Below are 22,276 nucleotides of genomic sequence, written 5' to 3'. Positions count from 1 at the left end.
AAGGCGCCACTGGCCTTCAACTGCGCAACAACATCAGCCCCACCAGGCTGATCAACACGATCATCTGTCATGGTCATCATCATGTCCTCTCATCGATGACTCTGTACACAAACAATCTGACACCCTCCTGACATTATGAGGATGACGCGGAGCACGACGCAGTTCTCGACTGCTCGTCGAAGGACTACGCCTCAAAAGCTTCGCGATTGCACGCACGCCCAGACCCTCCGCGTTGCACAACGCGATCTCTTCACGCTCAGCAAACGTCAAAAACCGTTTCGAACGCCCATATCCCACTGGTGGTTTCACACCACCACGATCAGCCAACCACCGAAAACACGACCCCGTTGACACGCCGATCAATGCAGGAATCGCATCAGGAACCGTCCCTTCACGCACGCGATCCCAAAACTCAGCCTCTTTTTCCACCAGCAACCGATACCTGGGCACAACCAAAACCTCTTCTGACCAGAGGTGTTGCAACGACCCCTTGAACCCAAGCCCTGGGATTCTGCACAAACCATATGGGGACACAAGCCGTATGTGGACACAAGCTCAAGGAGCGTCGCGGATCATTCCAAGATAGGGGCACGTTACGCTGATCGGTTCCTGACCATAGTCCGCGATCGTCGCCGGGTGACCGGGCAGATCATCGGGAAGGATCATTACCCCGGGGGGCGATAAAGAGCGGAAGGTGGGCTCTAACCGCTATCTCATCGACGAGTCCGGCTAGCTCATCGACGAGCCCGGGTCCTTGGGAGCATGGATGTTGGCAGAACTGTCGTGGCGGGGTTAGTGCCCCTGTCGGAGGCTGACTGGCAGGCGCCCCCATCGCTGGCGTGAAATCCTCTCGTGCCATTTTCCTGTCAGATTCGTGTCAGACCCTAGGGGCAACTCCGTCACAACACATTGCGCAGTGAAGCGAGTCCGTCTAAAGATTATGTCCTACAACGCCGGCACTAGGCAGCCCGGCGCATACCGGGGATCAACGGCGGGTCCTGAGTGAAGTAGCTGTGTCCGGTTGGGGTAATGACTTTGAGCCCACCTTTCACGGGGCGCTGGGTCCAACCGTGGGTTTCTTTCATTTGGTTGCATACTGCACACAGTCCCTGACCGTTGTCCAAACTGGTCTGACCGCCATCGCGGTAGCGACGAATGTGGTCGGCGTGGTCGATCGGGTTGTCGCAGTACAGATTGCGGCACCGGTGGTCCCGGAGCACCAGCATCTTGCGCAGGGTCTGAGGGAATGCGCGGGATCGGGAGTCCATAGTGACCAGCTGGTTGGTTTCCGGGCTCGTGTAGAGTCGGCGCAGGAAGACTTCGATCTGCTCATCTTGGACCCATTCTCGGGCTAGAGCGGCCGGGATCGGACCGTATCCCACAAATTGCGCCGGGGTGTCATCGCCAGCGAACAGTGCCGCATCGGTCATGACCAGGTTGAGTTCGATGGCTCGTGGAGCCCGGAATACCGGTGACTGGGCGTCGGAGGCCGGCTCGGGGTCTGGGTCATTCGCGGGATCGTGGGTGAGCTTGGCGATGAAGAGATCTGCCATGATCTGGTCGATGGTGCGGGGCGGAGTGGGCGTCGAAGCTGCGGTGTCATGTTGAGGGTTCTCCGCTCGCTCGGCATCATCACCAAGCTCAGCATTATCGACATCATCGGCATTATCGGTGAAGTCTTCGACCGCGCGCAACGATTCGGTATAGGCAGCCCGCTCAGCGCGGAGGATCTTTTCGGCTTGCTCTCGCAGGATATCCAGGACGGGGATCCCATATTTGGCTTCGACCAGCCCCGAGATTTCAACCATGCCGTCGGAGCGGTCAGAGCGGGCCACTTTGCGGGAGGCTTGGGCGCGATCGGATTTGTCGCGGGAGGACTGCGGTTCAAGGCGTTGGACATGGCCGCGGGCTTCATCTTTGAGCTGAGAGATCCCCAGGAACCGGTAGCGGTCCTTCAGCTGGGCATCGACCTCATGCTGAGTCTGGTGTTGTGTGCCGGCTAGCTCACGGGCGAGTACGGTGACTTGGTCTTCGTTCAGATGGCCCTGGCTCAGTGCGGTGTGGGCGTGTCGGGCGTGGTGGGCTAACAGCAGTGCTTCGCGCAGGCGAGCGTTGCCTTTGGAGGGGGATTCACGACGCGCGAGTCCGATTTCGGCGCCCAGTCCGCCAGCGCGTCGTTGTTTCGGGATGTTGGCGAGTTTGTCGCGACGGGTTCGTAATCGATTCAGCTGTGCGGTGGAGGCAATTTGTTGTGCAGCCAGAGCATTCTTAGCGCGTTCGGCGGCGGCAAGGTGGTCGACCAGATCACGTTCGAGATCGCGTATTTGGTCGGCGGTGAGTTCGTCTAAGGCCGGATCATCTGGGATCTCCGGCGAGGTTAAGACGCCGGGATGGCCGGAGGGGCTGGGGCCGGTGCTGGGGGTGTGGCGGGGAAGCGCCGGTGTGGAATGTGTCATAGGTTCACGGTAAGTGGCCACGGCACCAAAAATCCGGGGTGGATCTCTACTGTGGACAGTGCTGGCCCGATCCGGGATCTCGCCCCGAACCCTACGGACGAACTGTGGATGAGATCAGCTGTGACCGAGGAGGAGATAAGAAGGAAAGCGTTTAGCGCGAGGAACCGGTTGAGGCGCTTGAGGTCGTGAGGGTCTGGCCGTCGCGAGCATTCATCCGGGCCAGGATGAAAGCTGCCACGATCGTGACGACCGCGATCGCACCCCAGATGCCGACGACGGTCCAGGCGAGTCCAGCCAGCACCAGACCGGGAACGAATGTCACCGCGGTGATCTCGACCGGGGTGACCGGAAGGTAGGCGAGGCCGAAGTCCTCCAGGGTTCCGGATTTTAGTTTCGGATCGACCACGCGCAGCATAGCGATGCCGGTGGACACACCGCCGGTGGACCACCCCCAAGTGAATAGCTGGCGCTCGAACCAGCCATGCTGAATGATCCGTGGCGCGATCACCTGACCTAAGAACAAGCAGAGGACCAGGCCAAAGACGAACAAGATGCTCAGTTCTAGCCAGTTTCCGGCCACGACGGAAGGGTCGATCGAAGCTATACCGCACACGATGAGCACATCGGTAAAGGCCCCCGAGGTGGAGTTCAGTGAACCCGGGTCGACGTATTTGGCGACGTTGAGCCGGCTCATCACCGCGCGGGCTACCAAGCCGATCAAAAAGGCCACCACAAAGACGGGGACCGACAGCTCGGGGAGTCGCCCTTGAATCCATTCGGTGATCCCGTATCCGGCCCCGGCGGTAGCAACCACCAAGGAGATCTGGATGGCCAGGGTTTCCACCGAAGAACCCGAAAAGGTGTGCTGACCGATCGAAGGGCGTTTATTGACCTGTCGGATCAGACCGGTGCGCTCTTCCTCGGGCAGAGCGGACATGCTGGCGAAGGCCTCGACCTGTCCGCGCATCGCACCAATTTTAGCCTGGATAAGACCACCGACAATTCCCACGACGAGCCCCACGGTCGCCGAGGTGAAAGCCAAGGTACTCAGCTCCGGATCGGACTCGGCGAAGGCATCCCCCATGGCTGCGGCCGTACCATACCCTCCGGCCCAGCCTGCGAACAGCACCACACCGACTTCATCACCTGTGCCGAATAACGGTTGCAGTAGTACCAACACCAACAGCATGCCCAGCGACACCTGGAGCGCGTAGATCATCACGCCTTGGGCGGCGAAACCCCCTACCGTGCGGTTGAGTTTGAAGATGTTGAAGTCGTCGGTCATGGCCACGCAGGCGAACACTCCCGCGATCAGCACCGAAGAATAGGTGGAGAGCTGATCGGAGAAAGGCAACCAGCCCAGCACCATGGGACCAAAGATTAGCCCCAGGATCCCACCCAGCACACTGGCGGGGATCATCAGAGTTTGGATCGGTCTGATCCAGGCACGTAGGACGGCACCAATGAGCAGAAGAACGCCAATCAAGGTAGCATCGGTCAAGGCAACCCACGGTGTGAACTCCATGGATACGGATACTACTCGGAGTTGAATAGCAGGACGTTAATCTGTCCGGGTGTTCACTCGCGCGGAGGCGGGCGCGTGCGCGGGTGCGGGAAGGAGCATCGTGGGTCTCATCGGTTCGATTCACCAGTTAGTCTGACCGGTATGGACATTACGGTGGTCGCGATCGGAAAGAAACATGAGTCCTGGGTGGCAGACGGGATCGACCGCTACGCTCAACGGTTGAAGAAGCCCTGGAAGATCAGCTGGAAGCTGTTGCCACACTCCTCTCGTGAGGGTGAGCAGGCGCGCGCTGAGGAATCCGAACGGCTGGTGGCCGCCTGTGGTGCCCACGATGAGGTCATCCTGCTGGATGAGCGCGGGACGATGCTGGATTCGGAGTCGTTATCGCGGACCTTGCAGGGCCGTTTTGATCGGGGTCGGCACGTGGTGATGCTCATCGGCGGGGCGTACGGGGTGACCGAGGAGTTGCGAGCTCGGGCGAATCTGGTGTGGTCACTATCGGATTTGGTATTCCCCCATCAGCTGGTGCGGCTGATCGTCACCGAGCAGATCTACCGGTGCCAGGAAATTGCGGCGGGACGGTCGTATCATCATCGGTGAGCTGAGATTGTTTTGTCGCAGGATCTCCGGCAGGACCGGACCGGCCGTAGAATCGTCTCCTATGGTGACCTATGGCGATGAAGATGCGAGCGAGCCGAGGTAAGCGTGCTGGATCCTGACAGTACACCGGATCCTGACCGGGCAGAACAGGTGCTGAACCGGTTCACTCCCGCCACCCGCCGGTGGTTCACCGGGGCCTTCTCCTCCGCTACTGAAGCACAGCTGGGGGCCTGGGAGGCGACCTCACGGGGTGACCACACACTGGTAATCGCACCGACCGGTTCGGGAAAGACGTTGGCGGCTTTTTTGTGGGCGCTGGACGGGTTCCTGCGGACGAGCGCATCCGATCGAACCGAGGCATCCGGTAAGGCTGATGCCCGTGGCACCACAGTGTTATACATTTCCCCGTTGAAGGCGCTCGGGGTGGATGTCCAACGGAACCTGCGCGCGCCACTGATCGGGATCACCCAGACCGCTGCGGGATTGGGAGTCGAAGCCCCCGAGGTTCGTGTGGGCGTACGCACGGGCGATACTCCGGCCAGGGACCGGCGCCGATTGGTCACCGACCCGCCGGATATTCTGATCACCACACCCGAGTCGCTCTACCTCATGTTGACTTCCAAGGCGCGCAACACGCTGGCCTCGGTGCATACCGTGATCATTGACGAGGTGCACGCGTTGGCCGATTCCAAGCGCGGGGCGCACCTGGCGGTGAGTTTGGAACGCCTCGATGAGCTCACCGACACCCCGGCCCAGCGGATCGGGCTGTCGGCCACGGTCTCCCCGCCTGAGGAAGTGGCACGGTTCATCGGTGGGGTTCAACCGGTGACGATCGTCAATCCCGCCTCGGCCAAGCGCTGGGATCTGCACGTCAGCGTGCCGGTGGACGATATGACCCGACTTCCGGATTTTATCGGCGAGCAACCTCATGACCCTGCCGGCAACGCCACAGCGGATCCCGGTAGCGCCGTAGCGGATCCGCAACCGGTGAGTAGCATCTGGCCCCATATTGAACACCAGATCATCGACCGGGTCAGCCAGGTCCATTCCACCATCATCTTCACGAATTCCCGCCGGCTGGCCGAACGACTTACCCAGGACTTGAATGAGATGTGGGCTACCCGCGCGGAGGCAGACCAGCGCACGGGCGAGGAGGAGTTTGCCCGATCCCACCACGGGTCGGTGTCGAAAGTGCAGCGCGCCCTGGTGGAAGAGGGGCTGAAAGCGGGCACGTTGCGGTGTGTCGTGGCGACCAGCTCGTTGGAGTTGGGGATCGATATGGGATCGGTGGATCTGGTGATCCAGGTGGAAGCGGCCCCCTCGGTGGCCTCCTGCCTGCAACGGGTGGGTCGAGCCGGGCACCAGGTCGGCGAAATCTCCCACGGGGTGTTTTATCCCAAACATCGATCCGATCTGGTCAATACCGCCGTGATCACCGAGCGGATGCTGCAGGGGAAGATCGAACAGCTCCACGTGCCGGATAACCCGCTGGATATTTTGGCCCAGCAGACCATTGCGGCGGTGGCGATGGATGATTTAGAGGTGGAGGCCTGGTACGACACCGTGCGACGGGCGGCACCGTTCACCACACTGGGCCATCAGGTCTATGAGTCGGTGCTGGACCTGATCTCGGGGCGGTATCCCTCCGATGATTTTGCAGAGCTACGGCCCCGGGTGCTCTGGGATCGGGATGCCGGCACGCTCTCGGCCCGGCCGGGAGCCCAGCGACTGGCGGTCACGTCCGGGGGCACCATCCCGGACCGGGGGTTGTTCGGAGTGTTTCTGGCCGACGGCACGAAGGATACCCAGCGGGCCGAGGACATCCAGGAGTCGGACCCTTCCCAGAGAGCTGACAGCGTCACGCAGCGTAGCACCAGCTCATCGGGTGGCCGGCGGGTCGGGGAGCTGGACGAGGAGATGGTCTACGAATCCCGGGTCGGGGATGTGATCGTGTTGGGTACCACCAGCTGGAAGATCCAGGAGATCACCCACGATCGGGTGCTGGTGCTTCCAGCCTTCGGACAGCCGGGCAAACTGCCGTTCTGGCGGGGCGAATCCGAGGCCCGGCCCACCGAGCTCGGGGCCGCACTGGGAGCCTTCCGGCGCGAGATCGGCCAGTACCTGGTGGGATCATCAGCGGGATCATCGGGGCCATCGGGCCGATCGGGCCGGGCCGATTCGGCCACGGCTGGCCATCTAGCCGGGCCTGACGACCCGATCGCGCAACGACTGACCGCGGCCGGGTTGGACGAGCGAGCCCAAGCTAACCTGGTGGCCTATCTGTCTGAACAACAGCAGGCGACCGGGGTGCTACCCACTGATCAGACCCTGGTGATCGAGCGGTTCCGAGATGAGCTAGGCGACTGGCGGGTGGTCTTGCATTCAGGTTTCGGCCACGGCGTACACGGCCCGTGGGCCTTAGCGGTGGCTGCCCGACTCACCGAGCAGTACGGGTTTGACGCGCAGGTGCAAAGTTCCAATGACGGAATCGTGTTGCGCCTGCCGATGATGGAGACCGCCCCGCAACTGGCCGATCTCTTCCTCTTCGATCCCGACGAGCTGGCCGATCTGGTGCGGACCGAGGTCGGGTCCTCAGCGTTGTTCGCCTCCCGGTTTCGGGAAAATGCGGCTCGGGCATTATTGATCCCGCGTACGAAGCCCGGCCAACGGGCCCCGCTGTGGCAACAGCGTCAGCGGGCCGCACAATTACTCGGCGTAGCCGCCGAGCACCCGCAGTTCCCGATCATCCTCGAAACCGTGCGCGAGTGCCTGCAGGACGTCTACGACATGGACGGGCTGATGTGGCTAATGCGATCCCTGCAGTCCGGGTCGGTGCGACTGGTCGAGGTCGAGACCGCCACCGGCTCACCTTTTGCCCAGCATCTACTATTTGGCTATACCGCCCAATTCCTCTACGAAACGGACTCGCCGTTAGCCGAACGGCGCGCGGCCGCCTTGAGTTTGGATCCCGAACTGTTGCGCCAGCTGTTTGGTGACGATCAGCTCCACGATCTGCTCGACGATGAGGTGATTGCCGAGATTGAGGCCGACCTGCAGTACCTGAGCCCGCGACGGCAACTGCGGTGGGATACTGAATCGGTGGCGGATTTGGTGCGGGTGCTGGGGCCGTTGGATGCTGACCAGTTGGCGGCCCGCATGCGGCCGGATGACGCTGAGCCAGCTACTGAATCAGCTGCCGAGCCGGCTGCCAAGCTGGCTGAAGCACTCGCGGAGGATCTGGTGCACCAGCGCCGGGCGATACGGGTGCGAATGGCCGGTCGTCAGGTCTATGTCGCTATCGAGGATGCCGCCCGGATCCGGGATGGGTTGGGGATCCCGTTGCCGATGGGTATTCCGGTGGCGTTCATCGAGCCGGTGGACGATCCGCTCGGGGACTTGTTGGGCCGGTATCTGCGCACCCACACGGTGGTCACCGCCGAGCACATTGCCACCCATTTCGGACTCGGTACTGCGGTGGTCACCCAGTATCTCACCGATCAGGTGCAACGCCGGAGGGTGGCGTCCGGGATCTTCCAGCAGAGTGCTCAGTCCGGCGGAGTCCGCACACGCCAGACGCAGTACTGTCATACCCAGGTGTTGCGTCGGATCCGGCAACGGAGTTTGGCGGTCTTGCGCCAGGCCGTCGAGCCGGTGACCGGTCCCGATTACGCTCGCTTCGTGCTCGATACGCACGGGATCGTTCCCCCGCGCACCCAGTACGGACTCTACCGGCCCGGGCAACGGGGGATCGATGCGGTAGCCGAAACGCTCACCCAGCTGACGGGGTATCCAGCTCCGGCCAGCGCGTGGGAGCACTATATTCTGCCCGCCCGGGTCGCCGACTATGCGCCCGGGATGCTCAATGAGCTATTGGGCACCGGCGAATTTGTGATGGCCGGCACCGCCCCAGGCACCGGAGATGATGGCTGGTTGGCCTTCCACCCGGTCGAAACCGCCGAACTGACCGTGCCCATTCCCGATCCCGCACAGATTGAGGCCTTCGGAAGGGTGCATCACCGGATCATCGAGGTGCTGGCCGACGCCGGGGCGTTCTTTTTTCCCGAGTTATGTCACCGGGTCGCGGGATTGGATGGTGACCAGCAGTCCGCACAGCCCGATAGCCAGCAGGCCGGTCAGCAGTTCAGCGACTCGGCGGTGCTCTCGGCCTTGTGGGATCTGTTCTGGGCCGGGGTGGTGACCAATGACAGTTTCACGATGATCCGCGCCGGGTTGGCCACCGGTCGTAGCGCGCATCGGCAACGATCGCAACCACGACGCTCCCGGGCTCGGCGGGCTCGGCCTCGGTTGTCGACCGGGCTGGACTCCGGCGGGCTGAGGCCGTCCGGGGTGAGATCCACCGGGGTAAGGTCGAGCGCCGGATTGGATGCTGCCACCGATCAGCCCCGCGCGGCCGGACGGTTCTCGCTGTTGCGCCACCCGGAGGCCACCGGCCCCGATTCGACCCTGGCGGCCAACGCTCAGGCCGAGGTGTTGCTGGACCGGTACGGGGTGATCACCCGCGGGGCGGTCAGCACCGAGAAAATCCCCGGCGGATTCGGATACTACTACCGGTTCTTGACTCACCTGGAAGAGCTCGGTGCGCTGCGGCGCGGGTATTTCATCGATCAGCTTGGTGCCGCCCAGTTCGCCACCGCCAACACGGTGGATGCGTTGCGTAGCTTCCACCCGGCCCCGGGCGAGGACGATCCGGACCATCCGCGGGCCACCCATCACGCGGTGGGGTTGGCTGCCACCGATCCGGCCAACCCCTACGGGGCCACCTTGCCCTGGCCCGAGATCGCCGAACCGGCTACTGATCACCCCGCAACGGGGAAGTCCTCCGGCCCGCACCGCCCGGGCCGAAAGGCCGGTGCCCTGGTGGTCTTACTCGACGGCCAGCTGGCGGTGTACCTAGAACGCGGGGGCAAAACCATCTTGGAGTTCCCCGCCGCAACCACCCACCGCCCGCTGATCGCGCAGGCGCTGGTCGAGGCGTTGCAACGGGCCGATGCAGCTGCGGTGCATGTCAAAACCGTCAACGGGTCCCCGATCCGCAACACCGAACTCGCCGAGGCACTGCTCTCGGCCGGGTTCTCGTCCTCACCACAGGGGGTCCGGTTCCATCCACATGTTTGAACGTGACGGCTCTGCCCGAAAGTAGTTGCGATGCCCGAAGGCGACACACTTTTCCATCTCGCCGGCCAACTGGACCCGTTGTTGCGCGGGCAGATTATCACCGACTCCGATGTACGCACCCGGCGCTACGCGACCGCGGAGCTGACCGGAAGCCGGATCACCGGTGTGCGCTCGGTGGGGATCGCGCTGTTGGATCAGTCCATCCTGGCCGGAATCGGCAATATTTACCGGTGCGAGGTGCTGTTTGTGGCCCGGCTGGCTCCACATACTCCCGCCGGTGATCGTGATCCGGTCCTGCTGGGCGCGGTGGTGGATTTAGCCCGCGCGCTGATGCTGGCCAATAGTGGTGCCGGGCCCGAACACGCGTCCACGCGCACGGGCGCATCCGCGCGCACGCGAGGGCGCGGGCGGTTCTGGGTTTATCCGCGCACCGGGGCGCCCTGCCCGCGCTGTGGTGCCGTGATCCAGCACGACAGGCTGGCGGGCCGAGATTTATACTGGTGCCCGGCGTGCCAACATCAGTAGGACACCAGGAGGGCTCACCCCATGGCCATGACGCCACCGCTACCGGTCAAAGACGGGATCAATCCCACCCGGTTGCACCTACCGGTCACCGCCAACCAACTCGCCGAGCTCGCCGAACAGTACCGGCCCACTCCCCCGCGCACCATTGCTGAGTACATGATGGCCCGATTCGACCACGTGGATCCCGCCACGCTACGTGAGCGGTTCGACTCCGGGGAGGTGGTCACGATCACCGGCGATCCGGTGGGGTGGGAGCAGCCCTTGGGATCCCACGAGTTCATCTGGTATTACCGCACGGTGCCAGACGAGCAACCACTACCGGAGTCGGTCCAGGTGCTGTTCGAAGATGAGCACCTGCTGGTGGTGGATAAACCGCACTTCATGCCCACCACTCCCGGCGGGCGTTTTGTGAAGGAGTCCGCGCTGGTCAAGCTCCGGGTGGCGACCGGTCATTCCGATCTGGTGCCGCTACACCGGTTAGATCGGGCCACCGCTGGGGTGCTGCTGTTCTCCACTAATCCGGCCACCCGTGGGGCCTATCAGATGCTCTTCGCGCAGCGGCGGGTGACCAAAACCTATCAGGCGATCGTGCGGCTCGATGAGGATCCGGATCGGGCGATTCAGCAGTGCCGACGTTTACCGCTGGTGTATCGCAACCGGATCATCAAAACTCGGGGCGTGATCACGGTGGATGTCCAGGACTATCCGGTGGCCGATTCGGGTCGACTCGACCCACCGCGAATCGGCAAACGCCGGCGCAGTCACGATCCCACCACCGGACCGAATGCCCAGACCCGGATCTCGTGGTTGGGGGCGAAAGATGCCCAGGGTCCGGTCCCGCACCACGGGCTGGGATGGGTGCGGTTGGAACCACGCACGGGGCGCACCCACCAGTTGCGGGTGCATTTGGCCCAATTGGGTACCCCGATCCTGCACGACCGGCTCTACCCCGAGCTTTTAGTTCAGGCCCCCGATGAGATGGATCGGCCATTGCAGTTACTGGCCAGCACCCTGGAGTTTATCGATCCGCTCAGCGGTCAGGCCCGCCGATTTCAGACCGATCGACGACTCGCATATCAACCTCGGTAAACCCCAAGATCACAATCCGGCAACGTCCAGCGTCTTTGATGAATAATTCAGGATGATTGGGTAGCCTGAGATATCCCTGACAGAACCCGGCGGGTTCTCGGCAACGTCCCCACACCACAGCAAAGGATGCCCTGCTGATGAACGATGAGCACGGTCACGACACCGCCGCATCCGAGGCCTTGTCGCGCCTGAAAAGTTCTTCGTCAACGTCGCGCGAGCCCTTTGACCAGCAACAGTTCGAAGACTCGGCCGTCGAGGACTCTCCCGAGACCGAGTCGCCGACCCCAACCTCGGCTGATCCGAGCGCGGAGCAGGAACCCGGCGCAACACCAGCAACACCAACAGAGTCTACGGAACCCGTTGAGCCTACTGAACCCGCCCCTGATGAGCCGGCCAGGAAGTCCCCGGAGGTCTCGGCCGAAGACAAAGCCCTGTGGACGGTGAGCTTCAATACCGGTTCCGGAGAAGAACAGCGCAAAGACACCCTGGGGACCCGGCTAACCACGTGGTTGGATTCATTCGGCGGACCAGATATGGACAAGGTCGAGGCCGATATTGCTGATACGCCAGCCCGGCTACGGCGGCACTGGCTCAAACATCGGGCCCGACAGACGCTGAAGAAGCGTCGCGCGGCAGAGCAAGCCGCAGCGGAACGAAGGGCGCGGGAAGAGCGGGAACGACTCGAGGCCGAGGTCGCCGAGATCCAACAGATCTTAGCGGTCCAGGCAGCCGAGCGCGCTGCCGAGGAGAGGGAACGCCAACGGTTGGCCGAGATGGAGTTGCTCAAGGCGCAGCAAGAACGCGAGACCCAGGCTTTGGTGACCGCAGCGCGCGAACTAGACGGCACCGATTATGTACCGGCCCCCGATCACCGGCCCATGTTGCAACGGCCCGGGGAAGAACTCTCCGATCAACAACTGCTGTCTCGGGCCCGATCACTCTTGCCGGAGTGGCGACGTCGTGACCGGATCGTGGAAAAGGCCCAAGCGATTGAGGCCAAGCAGGCCCAGCTACGCACAGACCAAACCGACACCGGTGACGATGCCCACGACCCACTGGGGCTTGGCGATGGTTCCGGCTACATTCCGCCCTACCTGCTTCCGGAACGGCAGGATCCCCAACCGGAACGACTCGATAGCGTCCGTCGGGTGATCGTGACCATCGCCTGGGTGCTGTTCGTGATCGGTGGGCTGGTGGGTCTGGGGTGGATCGGTGGCACCGAGCCACTGTCCCAGGTCAATGATGGGGCCTACCATTCGTCGGCAACCCTGTTATCGATGGCAAATTGGCACGTCACGATCTGGCCGGTGCTGTGGATCGCCACCGGACTGTACACCGTGCACCAGTGGACCCCCTCGCAACGGTCGGCCTCCCGACAACGGCGCACCGGGTGGCTCATGGCCAACGCCATGTTTGCCCTGGCCCTGTGGTTCGCACTGGTCCATATCGAACCGTGGGGACTGGAAATCATCGTGTGGATATTGCTCTGCGCGCTGCTGGTCACTGCGGTCCGGAACCTGAATTTACACACCTCGCGAACCCAGGGCGAGCAACTGTTCACCGACGCCCCGATCGGGCTGTTGACCGGGTGGGCGCTGGTGTTTATGGCCTCCCAACTGCTGACTGTGGCCGGGATCTGGGACGTACTCCACCTGCTGTGGTTGCCCGAATCCGTGTGGGCAATCGTCATTCTGATGGCACTGATGCTGTTCGTTCCCATGGTGTCGATGACCGAACGAGGGCGCGTGGTGATCGTCGTCGGCATGGCCTGGGGGCTAGCTGCCATCATCGGGGTGCGCCTGTTCGGATCCAATCCCTCGGTCTTGATCGCCGCGGTGGCATTGCTGGGAGGTTTCGTGGTGTTGTTGGCAACCGAAAACCGGCGCTGGCGGATTGCGCAGGCCGAAAAACGCTACCTTAACCAATTCGATGATGAGCCTCAGGGTAGTCTCGAGGGCGGGCTCGCAACAGACCCCGAGAACAGCCCGACATCGACCTCGATTGCTGGAGGCTGAATCCGGTGTTGTCGGACCCACCGGGCTGGTAGAAAAGAACTATGAGCGTTCGTACCCCAGATCCACATCCCGGTTGGCTCTCCGATGAGGACCTCTACGAGGCCCGGCGACGGTTGCCGATGGTCTACGTGGAGGCGATCCCGGTCCGGGTCGATCCTCTGGGATATGTCTCCCAGATCGGGTTACTCTACGTGGCCGATGGAGACGGGCACCTGCGACGGACGTTTGTCTCCGGTCGGGTGATGTACCGGGAAACGCTGCGGGCAGCGTTGATGCGGCATCTGGAAAAGGACCTCGGCCCGCTGGCATTACCACAAATTCCAGCCGATCTGCGACCGTTTACCGTCGCGGAGTACTTCCCCCATCCTTCCGAAACCGAGTTGACCGATGACCGTCAGCACGCGGTGGCGTTGTGCTATTTAGTGCCGGTGACCGGAGAATGTCAGCCACGCCAGGATGCCCTGGAGCTCAGCTGGCTGACCCCGGAGGAAGCCATGGCTGAAGACATCCAGTCCGAATTCGTCGGCGGGCGGGGACGGATTATCCAGCAGGCCTTGGCCAGCGTGAACTGGGGGCGCTAACCCGTCCGTGCTGGGATCCTCCGACCGGGCAGTGGCTGCAGTCTGCTCTCCCATCCGTCCCAACCTCACATCCATCCCAACCTCACATCCATCTAGAATCTCGAAAAGGTAGCGAAGATGACTGACCAGCCTGGGCTCGATGTCGGCGCAGCCGCGGATCTGCCGGTGGAGGAGACACTACTGGTTCCGGCCAGCACCACCGGCACCGTGCCAATCACCATTTTTCACGACGAAACCGGATTCTTCGCGCTCAACGACCGGTGCACCCACGGTAACGCTTCTCTGGCCGAAGGGTGGATCGAAGACGGAACGGTGGAATGCCCCCTGCACGGTTCCCCCTTCTGTCTGGCCACTGGCAAGGCTCTGGGCCTGCCCGCCACCGTGGCTGCTCCCACCCACCGGGTTGAGGTGGTCGACGGGCGCCTGATCCTTTACCCGGGAGTGCCCGCCGACGGGACCGAGGCATGAGCACCACAGCGGAGCCGGCAACGCCCGGGTCGGTCGCCATCATCGGTGGTTCGGTCGCTGGATTCACCGCCGCGCACACCCTGCGCGAACGCGGCTATGCCGGGGCGATCACCGTGATCGACCCGAACCCCTACCCTTATGATCGACCACCGGTCTCCGGAGATTATCTCACCGGGGCGCTCGACGAGCCCGGTCTACGCTTGGGCGGTGCACACTGGGCCGAGCAGCACCAGATCCGCTGGGTGCAGGCGGTCGCGACCGAGCTACACCTGGGGCACCGCCGTGCTGAGCAGACGGCCGGATCGGTGGCCACCGCAGCAACGAGATCCACACACCTGATCCGCACCGGGGACGGTCAACAGCTCTCGGCCGAGGTGGTCATTCTGGCTACCGGGGCCTCCCCGGCACCCTTCGAGCACTCGCTAGCCGATCAAGACGGCGAGCCTTTGCCGGTACTCACCGTACGGGACCACACCGACGTCGACAGAATCCGGCAACTGATCACCTCCCGAGCTGAGGAGTCCCATTCGTCACCCCCACTGCGCATCAGCGTGGCCGGTGCCGGGCTGTTGGCCGCAGAACTGGCCGCCGGGGTGCATCAGCTCGGAGCTGCGGTGCGACTGTATCAACCACACCATCGGCAGGCTGCGGAGATTTTCGGGGACACTATTGCCGAGCTACTCGACGCCGACCATGCCCGGCACGGGGTCGAGCTGATTCAGCAGTATCTGCAGGCCGATGCGCTCCCGGAAGGGTTCACGGCCCAGACGGATCTGGTGCTCGCCGCGGTCGGGACGGTACCCAATACGCAACTGGCCGAGCAGGCCGGGTTGCCGGTCACCGACGGCGTTGCCGTCGATGACCGGCAACGGGTGGACGGTGTCTGCGGGGTGTACGCGATCGGGGATCTCACCCCGGGGGTCAAGCACTGGGATCAGGCGGTGCGTTCTGCTCAGCGGGCGGTCGCCGACCTCCTCGATACCAGCCCGACCGCCGAACCGGACCAGGTCCTGCCCAAGCAGAACGAACACCACCGCGTGGCTCCGCGTTGGATCTGGACGGATCGCTACGACACGCACGCCGGGGCCCTGGGCGAGATGACCCTGGCCGCTCGGCCCGGATATCAGCTCATCGAGCGTTGGCGCCGTCCGATCCATGAGGACGAAAGCCCGCTGCATGGTAGCGCAGCCAGTGGCGGACAGCGACGCGAGCACGCCAGCTTCGTGCTCGATCCGCAACACCGGTTATGCGCGGTAGCGGCACTCAACCAACCGTTGGTGCTACGGGCGGCCACCCGATTGATGCAACGCGGGATCGTCATCGACCCGGTGGACCTGGCCGATCCGGACCTGAACCTGCGCTCACTCATCCGAAATCGGTGAAACGCTCACCCGGTCCCGCTAAGGTGCTGGCCTCGTACGGTTAACACGTCGACCAACCGGGGCTCTATCATGACAGAGATGGCAGATTACCCACAGACCCGTCGCCAACCCAGCGATCCCACCCCCGCGGTGGTTCCCACCCACCACCCAAGCCCGCGGGACGTCAGCTTCAGCATCCAGACCCGGATGGACTCCGGTCTGGGTCGCACCGGGGTGATCCACACCCCGCACGGGCAGATCCAGACCCCGGCGTTCATCCCGGTGGCGACTCAGGCCTCCGTGAAGGCCGTCGCCCCCGAGCAGATGTCAGCCATCGGCGCGCAGGCGTTGCTGGGCAATGCGTATCATCTCTACCTGCAACCAGGGGCCGAGCTGGTCGATCGAGCCGGCGGACTGGGTCAGTTCATGAATTGGTCGGGACCCACCTTCACCGATTCGGGAGGGTTCCAGGTGATGAGCCTGGGGTCGGGATTCAAGAAAGTGATCGATATGTCCGGACCGCATGCTCCCAACGGGACCGGGTCCGATGACGACACCGCGGCCGGCAAGAACCGACTGGCCCACGTGGATGATGACGGAGTCTGGTTCACCTCCCATCTGGATGGCTCCAAGCATAGATTCAGCCCGGAAATCTCGATGAACATCCAGCACCAGCTGGGTGCGGACATCATGTTCGCTTTTGATGAGCTGACCACCCTGCATAATTCTCGTCGATATCAAGAAACCTCGCTGGAACGCACCCGGCTGTGGGCCCAACGCTGTCTGGATCACCACGCCGGGCTCACCGCCCACCGGTCCGATCGACCCTATCAGGCCTTATTCGGGGTGATTCAGGGCGCCCAATACGAGGATTTGCGACGCAAGGCGTGCCAGGATCTCTCAGCCATGCAGGCTGATTTTGTCACCGATAACGGCACTGACCGCGCCGGGTTCGACGGGTACGGGATCGGCGGAGCACTGGAGAAGAAGAACCTGGGCACGATCGTGTCCTGGTGTGCCCAGGAACTACCCGAGGACAAGCCACGTCACCTGCTGGGGATTTCCGAACCCGATGATTTGTTGTGGGCGATCGAGTCGGGGGCGGATACCTTCGACTGTGTCTCGCCGACCCGGGTAGCCCGCACCGGTGCGTTCTACACCGACTACGGACGGATCAACCTGCCGCGAGCGCAGTTCAAGGACGATTTTGCCCCGCTACAGCCCGGGTGCGACTGCTATACCTGCGCGCATTATTCGCGGGCCTATCTACGACATCTGATCAAGGCCAAAGAGTTGCTGGTGCACACGCTGATCTCGATCCACAATGAACGGTTCGTCATTCGGCTCGTGGAGACCATCCGGACCAGCATGATCGAAGGCACCTACCCGGAGCTGAAAGAACAGGTGCTGGGACGGTATTACTCTGCTGAGGCCTCGGACCCGCCTGGGGCTTCGGCCCGTTTTTCGGTGACCCCGTAGGCCGGTTCAGCGCGTTTGATCAGCTTCATCACCCACATGGTCACCGGGGCGAGGATGATTTCCACGGCGGATTTAAACAGGAAGCCCACGACCACGTAGTTGACGAATTGGCCAACGGTTTCGATCCCGATCACCGGTGTTGCGATCGAGCAGAACACCAGCGTGTCCAAAAATTCGCCGATCAACGTCGAGACCGCAATACGACCAAACAGGACTTTCTCGCCAAAGGAGCGCTTCATCCGCACCATGAACCAGGCGTTGGAGAGCTGACCAACCAAAAAGCCCAACAACGAGGCCACCACGATCATCCACACCGGCCCGAGAGTGCGTTCCAGGGCCTGTTGGCCGTCATAAAAATCGGCCGGGGGCAGATTAATGATGATCCAGTAACACAGCACCGCGAAGATCGACAACGCGAAGGTGGTGATCACCGCGCGACGGGAATTTTTGAAACCGTAGACCTCGGCCACCACGTCGCCGACGATATAGGCCAGCGGGAACAGGAAGAAGCCACCGTCGGTCACGAGTGGGCCAATCTGTACGCCCTTGGATGCACCGATATTTGACAGGATCAACACGGTGGCCATGATCGCGGTGATGATCGCGTACAGTCCGGATCCAGCCGGGGCGAAGCGGGCGATCGGTCGGGATTGATCAGTAGCTGAGGTCTTGGAGTTGCCGACGTTGCCAGAGCGGGGTGAGCCGGGGGTGGAAGAATCGGGGGCAGACACGGTGATCCTCCTGGACGGTGCTGTCAATGATGCAGTCGTGCTCGCTGGTACCGGCACGTGTGCTGGTCGTGTTGCCAGCGCTGGACGACGACGGTCTCACCGGCCTCTACGGCCCCGTGCACACCTGCTGCCCCAGGCGGCGTCCGCAGCTAGTGTACCAACGGTGTCCCCGGGTGCGGAAAGATGCCCCGCGTGCGGATCACGCCCCGGCTACGCGGGTGTGACAGGATAGAAGGGGATCACCTGAGCGTGCTGTGCTGTGCGCGCACGGCGCAGGCGAGAGCATTGGTTGCACAGAACCGAAGGAAAGTCTAGATGAGTACCATCGACAAAATCTTGATCGCGTTGTTTGCCCTGGCGTTGGCCGGTGGCCTGATTGCCTGGGGCCTGCATGCCAGCTGGTGGGTGGGGCTGGCCGCCCTGATCGCGGTCGCGATCCTCGGGATCTGGAGCATGCGAGATCGGAAAATGCTCAGGGTGATGGCCCGGCGGGAGACCCAGCTGCTGGACCAACAGCGCCAGGTGCTGCTCGGTCAGCATCAGGTCCAGACTGCGCTGACCGAGGTCGTCGAGCAACAGCGCGAGGCGGTGGCCCGCACCGCATCGATCGCCTCGGCGACCGAGCAGATCAACGCCACGGTGGATGAGGTCGCCGGGCAACTGACCCAGCAGGGTGGCACCGCGCAAGATCGTCACGATCAGGTCCTCAAGACGGTCCAGGACGGTACCCAGCACCTCGATCGGCAAACGCGGAACCACGTCAATAACATCAACCGGCGACTGGGCTACGCGCGAGAAGAGATTGAGGCCCAGCAGTATTTGCAGCGTCGCATCGATACCGGCACGCTGTGGCCGTCCACCGGTGACTGGGCGTTGAATGCCCGTTCGGCGGTATACCTGCTCGATCTGCTCGATCAGGCTCGCCCGCAGCATATTGTCGAGCTGGGCTCGGGCACGACCACGTTGTTGTTCGGCCATTATCTGACCGCACACGGTGGCCGACTGTACTCTTTCGATCACCTGAACCACTACCGGGATCTCACCGCCAGTTATGTGAGTTTGCACGGGCTGGAGCCGGTGGTGGATCTGCAGCTAGCCCCCCTGGCACCGCAGGTACCGGCGTCAGACACCGAGCCGGCTGAGGATGCCGAACCACCTCAGTGGTACGACCTCTCCCAGGCGCGACTACCCGAGCAGATCGACCTGTTATTCGTCGACGGTCCCCCGGCAGCCACCGGCCCACACGCCCGGTATCCGGCCCTCAACGCGCTGGCAGACCGGCTGGCACCGGGTGCGGTGGTGATCCTGGACGACGGTGTGCGCGATGAAGAACAGCAGATCGCAACCCGGTGGGCCCAGGAGCACCCCGAGCTGGTGCGAGAAGCACCGGATCTGACCGCGATGATCGTGTTGCGCAAGAAAGGCTAACTCCGACCGGTATGACCACTCCTATTCCGCAAAAAACTGCCCAGCCCCGGGGCAAGAAATCCGGCACTTCCGATCGCCGGCCACGACTGAAGATGTCGATCTACGGTTATCTCATCGCCTGGCTGGCACCAAATATTGTCATGGCCGGGCTGGTCGTGATCCTCAATCTCTTGCCGGTGGCCGAACAGGTCGGTGATCTGACCCCGTTGCTCACCCTGGTGGGGCTAGCCGGTCTGGTGCTGGGTCTGCCACTGACCCTGTTGGTGAACTGGTTGTTTCGGTTCACGCTCAACCAGGCTGTGCACGTACTGGCCTATGCCCTGGTGGGCATGCTCTACGGGCTGGTGGTGCTCGTCGGTGGGCTCGAGGGGCTGTTGCCGCTACTGATTCCGGTGGTCGGGTTTCCGGCCGGGATCCTGATGGCCCTAGGCCGGTGGCTGGCGATCCCATTTACCGATGTGGTGGATGCCGACGGACACATTTTGGCCCCTGGTGAGGCTGACGAAGATTCGATCATCGACGAACAGTAGCCGGTCGATCAGACCCGGCCTGCCGGAGGAAAATCTGAGGAAAAGCCCTGACGGAAATGAGGATATGACGATGACCGAATACTCCATCCACGAACCAGCACTGGCGCTGTCTATTGCCGGCTCAGAAGCCACCGGTGGTGCCGGGGCGCAAGCGGATCTGAAGACCTTCCAGGAGCTGGGGGCCTACGGCATCATTGCGCTGACCTGCATCGTGGCCTTTGACCCCAACGATGACTGGAACCACCGGTTCACCCCGGTCCCGGCCGAGGTGATCGCCGATCAGCTAGAGGCCATTCAGGCTAACTACGCCGGACAGTTGCACACCACCAAGTTGGGGATGATGGGCTCACCGGAGACCATTCACACGGTGGCGCGCGCACTGCGGTCTCAACAGTGGCAGCACGTGGTCCTGGATCCGGTACTAATCTGCAAGGGTCAAGAGCCCGGCCACGCCCTGGATACCGATGAGGCGCTGAAGGCGGAACTGTTGCCGCTAGCGACCTTCACCACCCCGAACCATTTCGAGGCCGAGCAGCTGTCGGGCCTGACGATTTCCTCGGTGCAGGATCTGCAGGAGGCCGCTCAGATCATCCACGATCACTCTGGTGCAGCGGTGCTGGCCAAAGGTGGTATCCGTTTAGAAGGTGACCAGGCGGTCGATGTGTTCTACGACGGAACTGATATGGAGGTGCTCAGCACACCGAAGGTCGGCGATCATGCCGTCTCCGGAGCCGGATGCTCGCTGGCGGCTGCGGTCACCGCCGAGCTGGCCAAGGGTGCCTCCCCGCGTGAGGCTGCGTATACGGCCAAGGAATTCGTCACTCGTGGCATCGCCCAGCGGGTGAGCGCCAAGACCCCGTTTGACACGCTCTGGCAAGGCGGACTGCGCTAAAAGTTGCGCTTACACCGTCGCCACCGGCGCGGTGACCAGTGCAGAGAGCAGGGTGTCGGCGTGGACCAGGCTCATCCCCGTCTCGGCGCGGATCGTCTCCACTGCGGTTGGCAGTTTCCAGGATGCCAGTGACTAGTCAGCCTGCACCAGTTGCGGTCGCGCAGGTGCTACGGGACTGTCGTGCTGCTCCCACGGAACCTGCTCGACCTGGAATTCCGCGCGGATGTTCTGCTGGGAAGGCTCAGCTTGGTGATCGGCCGACTGTTGCCGAAGCTGCTGTTGAGAGTCTTGCTGTTGGGGTTGCTGTGCAGACTGTTGCTGCGCACCATCACCGGAGGAGTCTTGTTGCTCGTTGAGTTCCTGCTCGGTCGGTTCGGGCTGGGAGGAATCTGGGCTAGGGGGTCGTGATTCGGCGTTGCCGGCACCACCCTCATCGGAGTCTTCGGGCACGAATCCTCCGTCTTCACTACTCATCGAAGCCCGCGCTTGCTGTGCTTCGGAAAGTTTCGACTCGATCTCGCTGAGACTCTCCTCGATCTGCTCCATATAGGTCTCTTTCAGTTGGCCCCAGGCCAAGGCGGAGACCGACTCGCCCGTCGTGGGGATCGCGGCCAGAATAGAACGAGCCTGTTGGGCCTCGGTCTGCAAACCGTTCAAGGTTGCAATATATTCGGAGGTTTCCTGAAGATCGTTCAGATTCGAATCGGGAATCTCTTCGAGTTCCTCCAGCACCGGCTCGATCTGCGACGGCAAGGTACAGTCGGCATCTTTGGAGTAGATCCCGCGTTTGGCCTCGAAGGCCTGCTGACGCGCCTCGTTGAACTCTTGAGCCCGAGCATCGTCTTGCGCTTCTTCTGTATAGGGCACCGCATAACCGGAACGCACCATTTCGAGCGCCAGATCATCGCCAGATTTCTCCAAATCCGCCCAGACCTCGCCATTCGGGGCGTTCGGATAGGCCGGGTAGGTGGGATTCACCGTCGAGCCGGCAGGCGCCAGTTGTTCGAGCTGGTTTTTAGCTTCGTCATGCAAACAGGTGTCCAGCGTTTCGCTGGCATCATCTTCAGGCGGAACCGGGGCGCGCATGGCCTGCATGCGGACCACCTGCTCACCGGTGTTAGCGGTAATCTGCATTGACTGTCCGGTCAGCACCTCATCGATCCGCGCGGAGTCCTCGTCTTGGGCGAGATTTCGTACCACCGTCAGCACAGTCAACGTGAGCAACACCAAGGCCACCAGGGTCAACAAGATCATGATGGACCAGTTGATGCGGCGTTTGCGGCGGGGGTTTGAAGACATAAGATTCGCTAGCAACTTGACGACGAGGGCGGGTCCAGCACGTCAGAGGGCGGTACCTCTGATCGAACGTGCTCCCTAAAGTGTAGCTAATGATCGAGGTGCTGTGAGGAATACCGACGAATACCGGTGCTGAACAGCCACATGAGGCGAAGCACCGGCCT

General features: G+C 62.6%; 17 protein-coding genes. 12 read left to right on the top strand and 5 right to left on the bottom strand.

The genetic code is table 11. The features are described from left to right. Window positions 1-60 precede the first annotated feature (60 nt). The 3 genes from DCC24_RS12670 to DCC24_RS10945 all read right to left on the bottom strand — a co-directional run bounded on the left by DCC24_RS12670 (window position 61) and on the right by DCC24_RS10945 (window position 3,981). Complete coding sequence (locus DCC24_RS12670) at window positions 61-297, bottom strand: helix-turn-helix domain-containing protein (protein WP_369860294.1); 237 nt, start codon at window positions 295-297, stop codon at window positions 61-63. 662 nt (window positions 298-959) lie between these two features. Continuing rightward, window positions 960-2,456: an HNH endonuclease gene (locus tag DCC24_RS10950; protein WP_110099939.1), complete on the bottom strand. Its 1,497-nt coding sequence runs from the start codon at window positions 2,454-2,456 to the stop codon at window positions 960-962. A 151-nt stretch (window positions 2,457-2,607) separates the two neighbouring features. Further along, on the bottom strand, window positions 2,608-3,981 hold the full coding sequence (locus DCC24_RS10945; RefSeq protein ID WP_199446278.1) for a sodium/glutamate symporter: 1,374 nt from the start codon (window positions 3,979-3,981) through the stop codon (window positions 2,608-2,610). Between the two features lie 141 nt (window positions 3,982-4,122). Here DCC24_RS10945 and DCC24_RS10940 point away from each other — a divergent pair, with 141 nt between their 5' ends. From DCC24_RS10940 to tgt, 9 genes are all read left to right on the top strand, one after another. Beyond that, window positions 4,123-4,581, top strand: coding sequence for a 23S rRNA (pseudouridine(1915)-N(3))-methyltransferase RlmH (locus DCC24_RS10940; RefSeq protein ID WP_199446277.1), 459 nt, complete (start codon window positions 4,123-4,125; stop codon window positions 4,579-4,581). 105 nt (window positions 4,582-4,686) lie between these two features. Then, on the top strand, window positions 4,687-9,717 hold the full coding sequence (locus DCC24_RS10935; protein WP_233492072.1) for an ATP-dependent helicase: 5,031 nt from the start codon (window positions 4,687-4,689) through the stop codon (window positions 9,715-9,717). 30 nt (window positions 9,718-9,747) lie between these two features. Then, the gene (locus DCC24_RS10930) at window positions 9,748-10,242 is read left to right on the top strand and encodes a zinc finger domain-containing protein (protein WP_110099946.1); all 495 of its coding nucleotides are present in this window, start codon (window positions 9,748-9,750) and stop codon (window positions 10,240-10,242) included. Window positions 10,243-10,263: 21 nt separating this feature from the next. Continuing rightward, window positions 10,264-11,331, top strand: a complete 1,068-nt coding sequence (locus DCC24_RS10925; RefSeq protein ID WP_110099938.1) for a pseudouridine synthase — start codon at window positions 10,264-10,266, stop codon at window positions 11,329-11,331. A 137-nt stretch (window positions 11,332-11,468) separates the two neighbouring features. Then, on the top strand, window positions 11,469-13,346 hold the full coding sequence (locus DCC24_RS10920; RefSeq protein WP_110099937.1) for a hypothetical protein: 1,878 nt from the start codon (window positions 11,469-11,471) through the stop codon (window positions 13,344-13,346). 41 nt (window positions 13,347-13,387) lie between these two features. Continuing rightward, window positions 13,388-13,927: an NUDIX hydrolase family protein gene (locus DCC24_RS10915; protein ID WP_110099936.1), complete on the top strand. Its 540-nt coding sequence runs from the start codon at window positions 13,388-13,390 to the stop codon at window positions 13,925-13,927. 117 nt (window positions 13,928-14,044) lie between these two features. Then, complete coding sequence (locus DCC24_RS10910) at window positions 14,045-14,395, top strand: non-heme iron oxygenase ferredoxin subunit (RefSeq protein WP_110099935.1); 351 nt, start codon at window positions 14,045-14,047, stop codon at window positions 14,393-14,395. Beyond that, on the top strand, window positions 14,392-15,777 hold the full coding sequence (locus tag DCC24_RS10905; RefSeq protein ID WP_110099934.1) for an FAD-dependent oxidoreductase: 1,386 nt from the start codon (window positions 14,392-14,394) through the stop codon (window positions 15,775-15,777). The genes DCC24_RS10910 and DCC24_RS10905 overlap by 4 nt, the downstream gene beginning before the upstream one ends. 78 nt (window positions 15,778-15,855) lie before the next feature. Then, window positions 15,856-17,235, top strand: a complete 1,380-nt coding sequence (gene tgt, locus DCC24_RS10900) for a tRNA guanosine(34) transglycosylase Tgt (protein ID WP_110099933.1) — start codon at window positions 15,856-15,858, stop codon at window positions 17,233-17,235. On the opposite strand, the gene DCC24_RS10895 is transcribed toward tgt, so the two are convergent. Next, window positions 17,175-17,966, bottom strand: coding sequence for a queuosine precursor transporter (locus DCC24_RS10895; protein ID WP_369860293.1), 792 nt, complete (start codon window positions 17,964-17,966; stop codon window positions 17,175-17,177). The genes tgt and DCC24_RS10895 overlap by 61 nt on opposite strands. A gap of 315 nt (window positions 17,967-18,281) precedes the next feature. Between DCC24_RS10895 and DCC24_RS10890 the strand changes: the two genes are divergently transcribed. From DCC24_RS10890 to thiD, 3 genes are all read left to right on the top strand, one after another. Continuing rightward, window positions 18,282-19,394 (top strand): class I SAM-dependent methyltransferase, encoded by a 1,113-nt coding sequence (locus tag DCC24_RS10890; RefSeq protein WP_110099932.1) that lies wholly within the window; start codon window positions 18,282-18,284, stop codon window positions 19,392-19,394. A gap of 11 nt (window positions 19,395-19,405) precedes the next feature. Beyond that, on the top strand, window positions 19,406-19,924 hold the full coding sequence (locus tag DCC24_RS10885; protein ID WP_199446276.1) for a hypothetical protein: 519 nt from the start codon (window positions 19,406-19,408) through the stop codon (window positions 19,922-19,924). Between the two features lie 70 nt (window positions 19,925-19,994). Beyond that, entirely contained in the window at window positions 19,995-20,816 is an 822-nt protein-coding gene (thiD, locus tag DCC24_RS10880) for a bifunctional hydroxymethylpyrimidine kinase/phosphomethylpyrimidine kinase (protein WP_233492071.1), read from the top strand. 132 nt (window positions 20,817-20,948) lie between these two features. Here thiD and DCC24_RS10875 read toward each other — a convergent pair whose 3' ends face one another. Next, window positions 20,949-22,115 carry a thermonuclease family protein gene (locus DCC24_RS10875; RefSeq protein WP_110099930.1) on the bottom strand — a complete coding sequence of 389 codons (1,167 nt, stop codon included), beginning with the start codon at window positions 22,113-22,115 and terminating at the stop codon, window positions 20,949-20,951. Window positions 22,116-22,276 lie beyond the last annotated feature (161 nt).

Source organism: Auritidibacter sp. NML100628, assembly GCF_003185985.1.
GTDB classification, from domain to species: Bacteria; Actinomycetota; Actinomycetes; order Actinomycetales; family Micrococcaceae; genus Auritidibacter; species Auritidibacter ignavus.
Note: the sequence above shows the minus strand (reverse complement) of the source record. Positions and strands in the feature narration are given on the sequence as shown.

Bases quoted from the DNA above. Each gene is read 5' to 3' on its own strand.
- DCC24_RS10950 (WP_110099939.1), bottom strand. From the start codon at position 2,456: ATGACACATTCCACACCGGCGCTTCCCCGCCACACCCCCAGCACCGGC.
- DCC24_RS10945 (WP_199446278.1), bottom strand. From the start codon at position 3,981: ATGGAGTTCACACCGTGGGTTGCCTTGACCGATGCTACCTTGATTGGC.
- DCC24_RS10940 (WP_199446277.1), top strand. From the start codon at position 4,123: ATGGACATTACGGTGGTCGCGATCGGAAAGAAACATGAGTCCTGGGTG.
- DCC24_RS10930 (WP_110099946.1), top strand. From the start codon at position 9,748: ATGCCCGAAGGCGACACACTTTTCCATCTCGCCGGCCAACTGGACCCG.
- DCC24_RS10925 (WP_110099938.1), top strand. From the start codon at position 10,264: ATGGCCATGACGCCACCGCTACCGGTCAAAGACGGGATCAATCCCACC.
- DCC24_RS10920 (WP_110099937.1), top strand. From the start codon at position 11,469: ATGAACGATGAGCACGGTCACGACACCGCCGCATCCGAGGCCTTGTCG.
- DCC24_RS10915 (WP_110099936.1), top strand. From the start codon at position 13,388: ATGAGCGTTCGTACCCCAGATCCACATCCCGGTTGGCTCTCCGATGAG.
- DCC24_RS10910 (WP_110099935.1), top strand. From the start codon at position 14,045: ATGACTGACCAGCCTGGGCTCGATGTCGGCGCAGCCGCGGATCTGCCG.
- DCC24_RS10905 (WP_110099934.1), top strand. From the start codon at position 14,392: ATGAGCACCACAGCGGAGCCGGCAACGCCCGGGTCGGTCGCCATCATC.
- tgt (WP_110099933.1), top strand. From the start codon at position 15,856: ATGGCAGATTACCCACAGACCCGTCGCCAACCCAGCGATCCCACCCCC.
- DCC24_RS10890 (WP_110099932.1), top strand. From the start codon at position 18,282: ATGAGTACCATCGACAAAATCTTGATCGCGTTGTTTGCCCTGGCGTTG.
- DCC24_RS10885 (WP_199446276.1), top strand. From the start codon at position 19,406: ATGACCACTCCTATTCCGCAAAAAACTGCCCAGCCCCGGGGCAAGAAA.
- thiD (WP_233492071.1), top strand. From the start codon at position 19,995: ATGACCGAATACTCCATCCACGAACCAGCACTGGCGCTGTCTATTGCC.
- DCC24_RS10875 (WP_110099930.1), bottom strand. From the start codon at position 22,115: ATGTCTTCAAACCCCCGCCGCAAACGCCGCATCAACTGGTCCATCATG.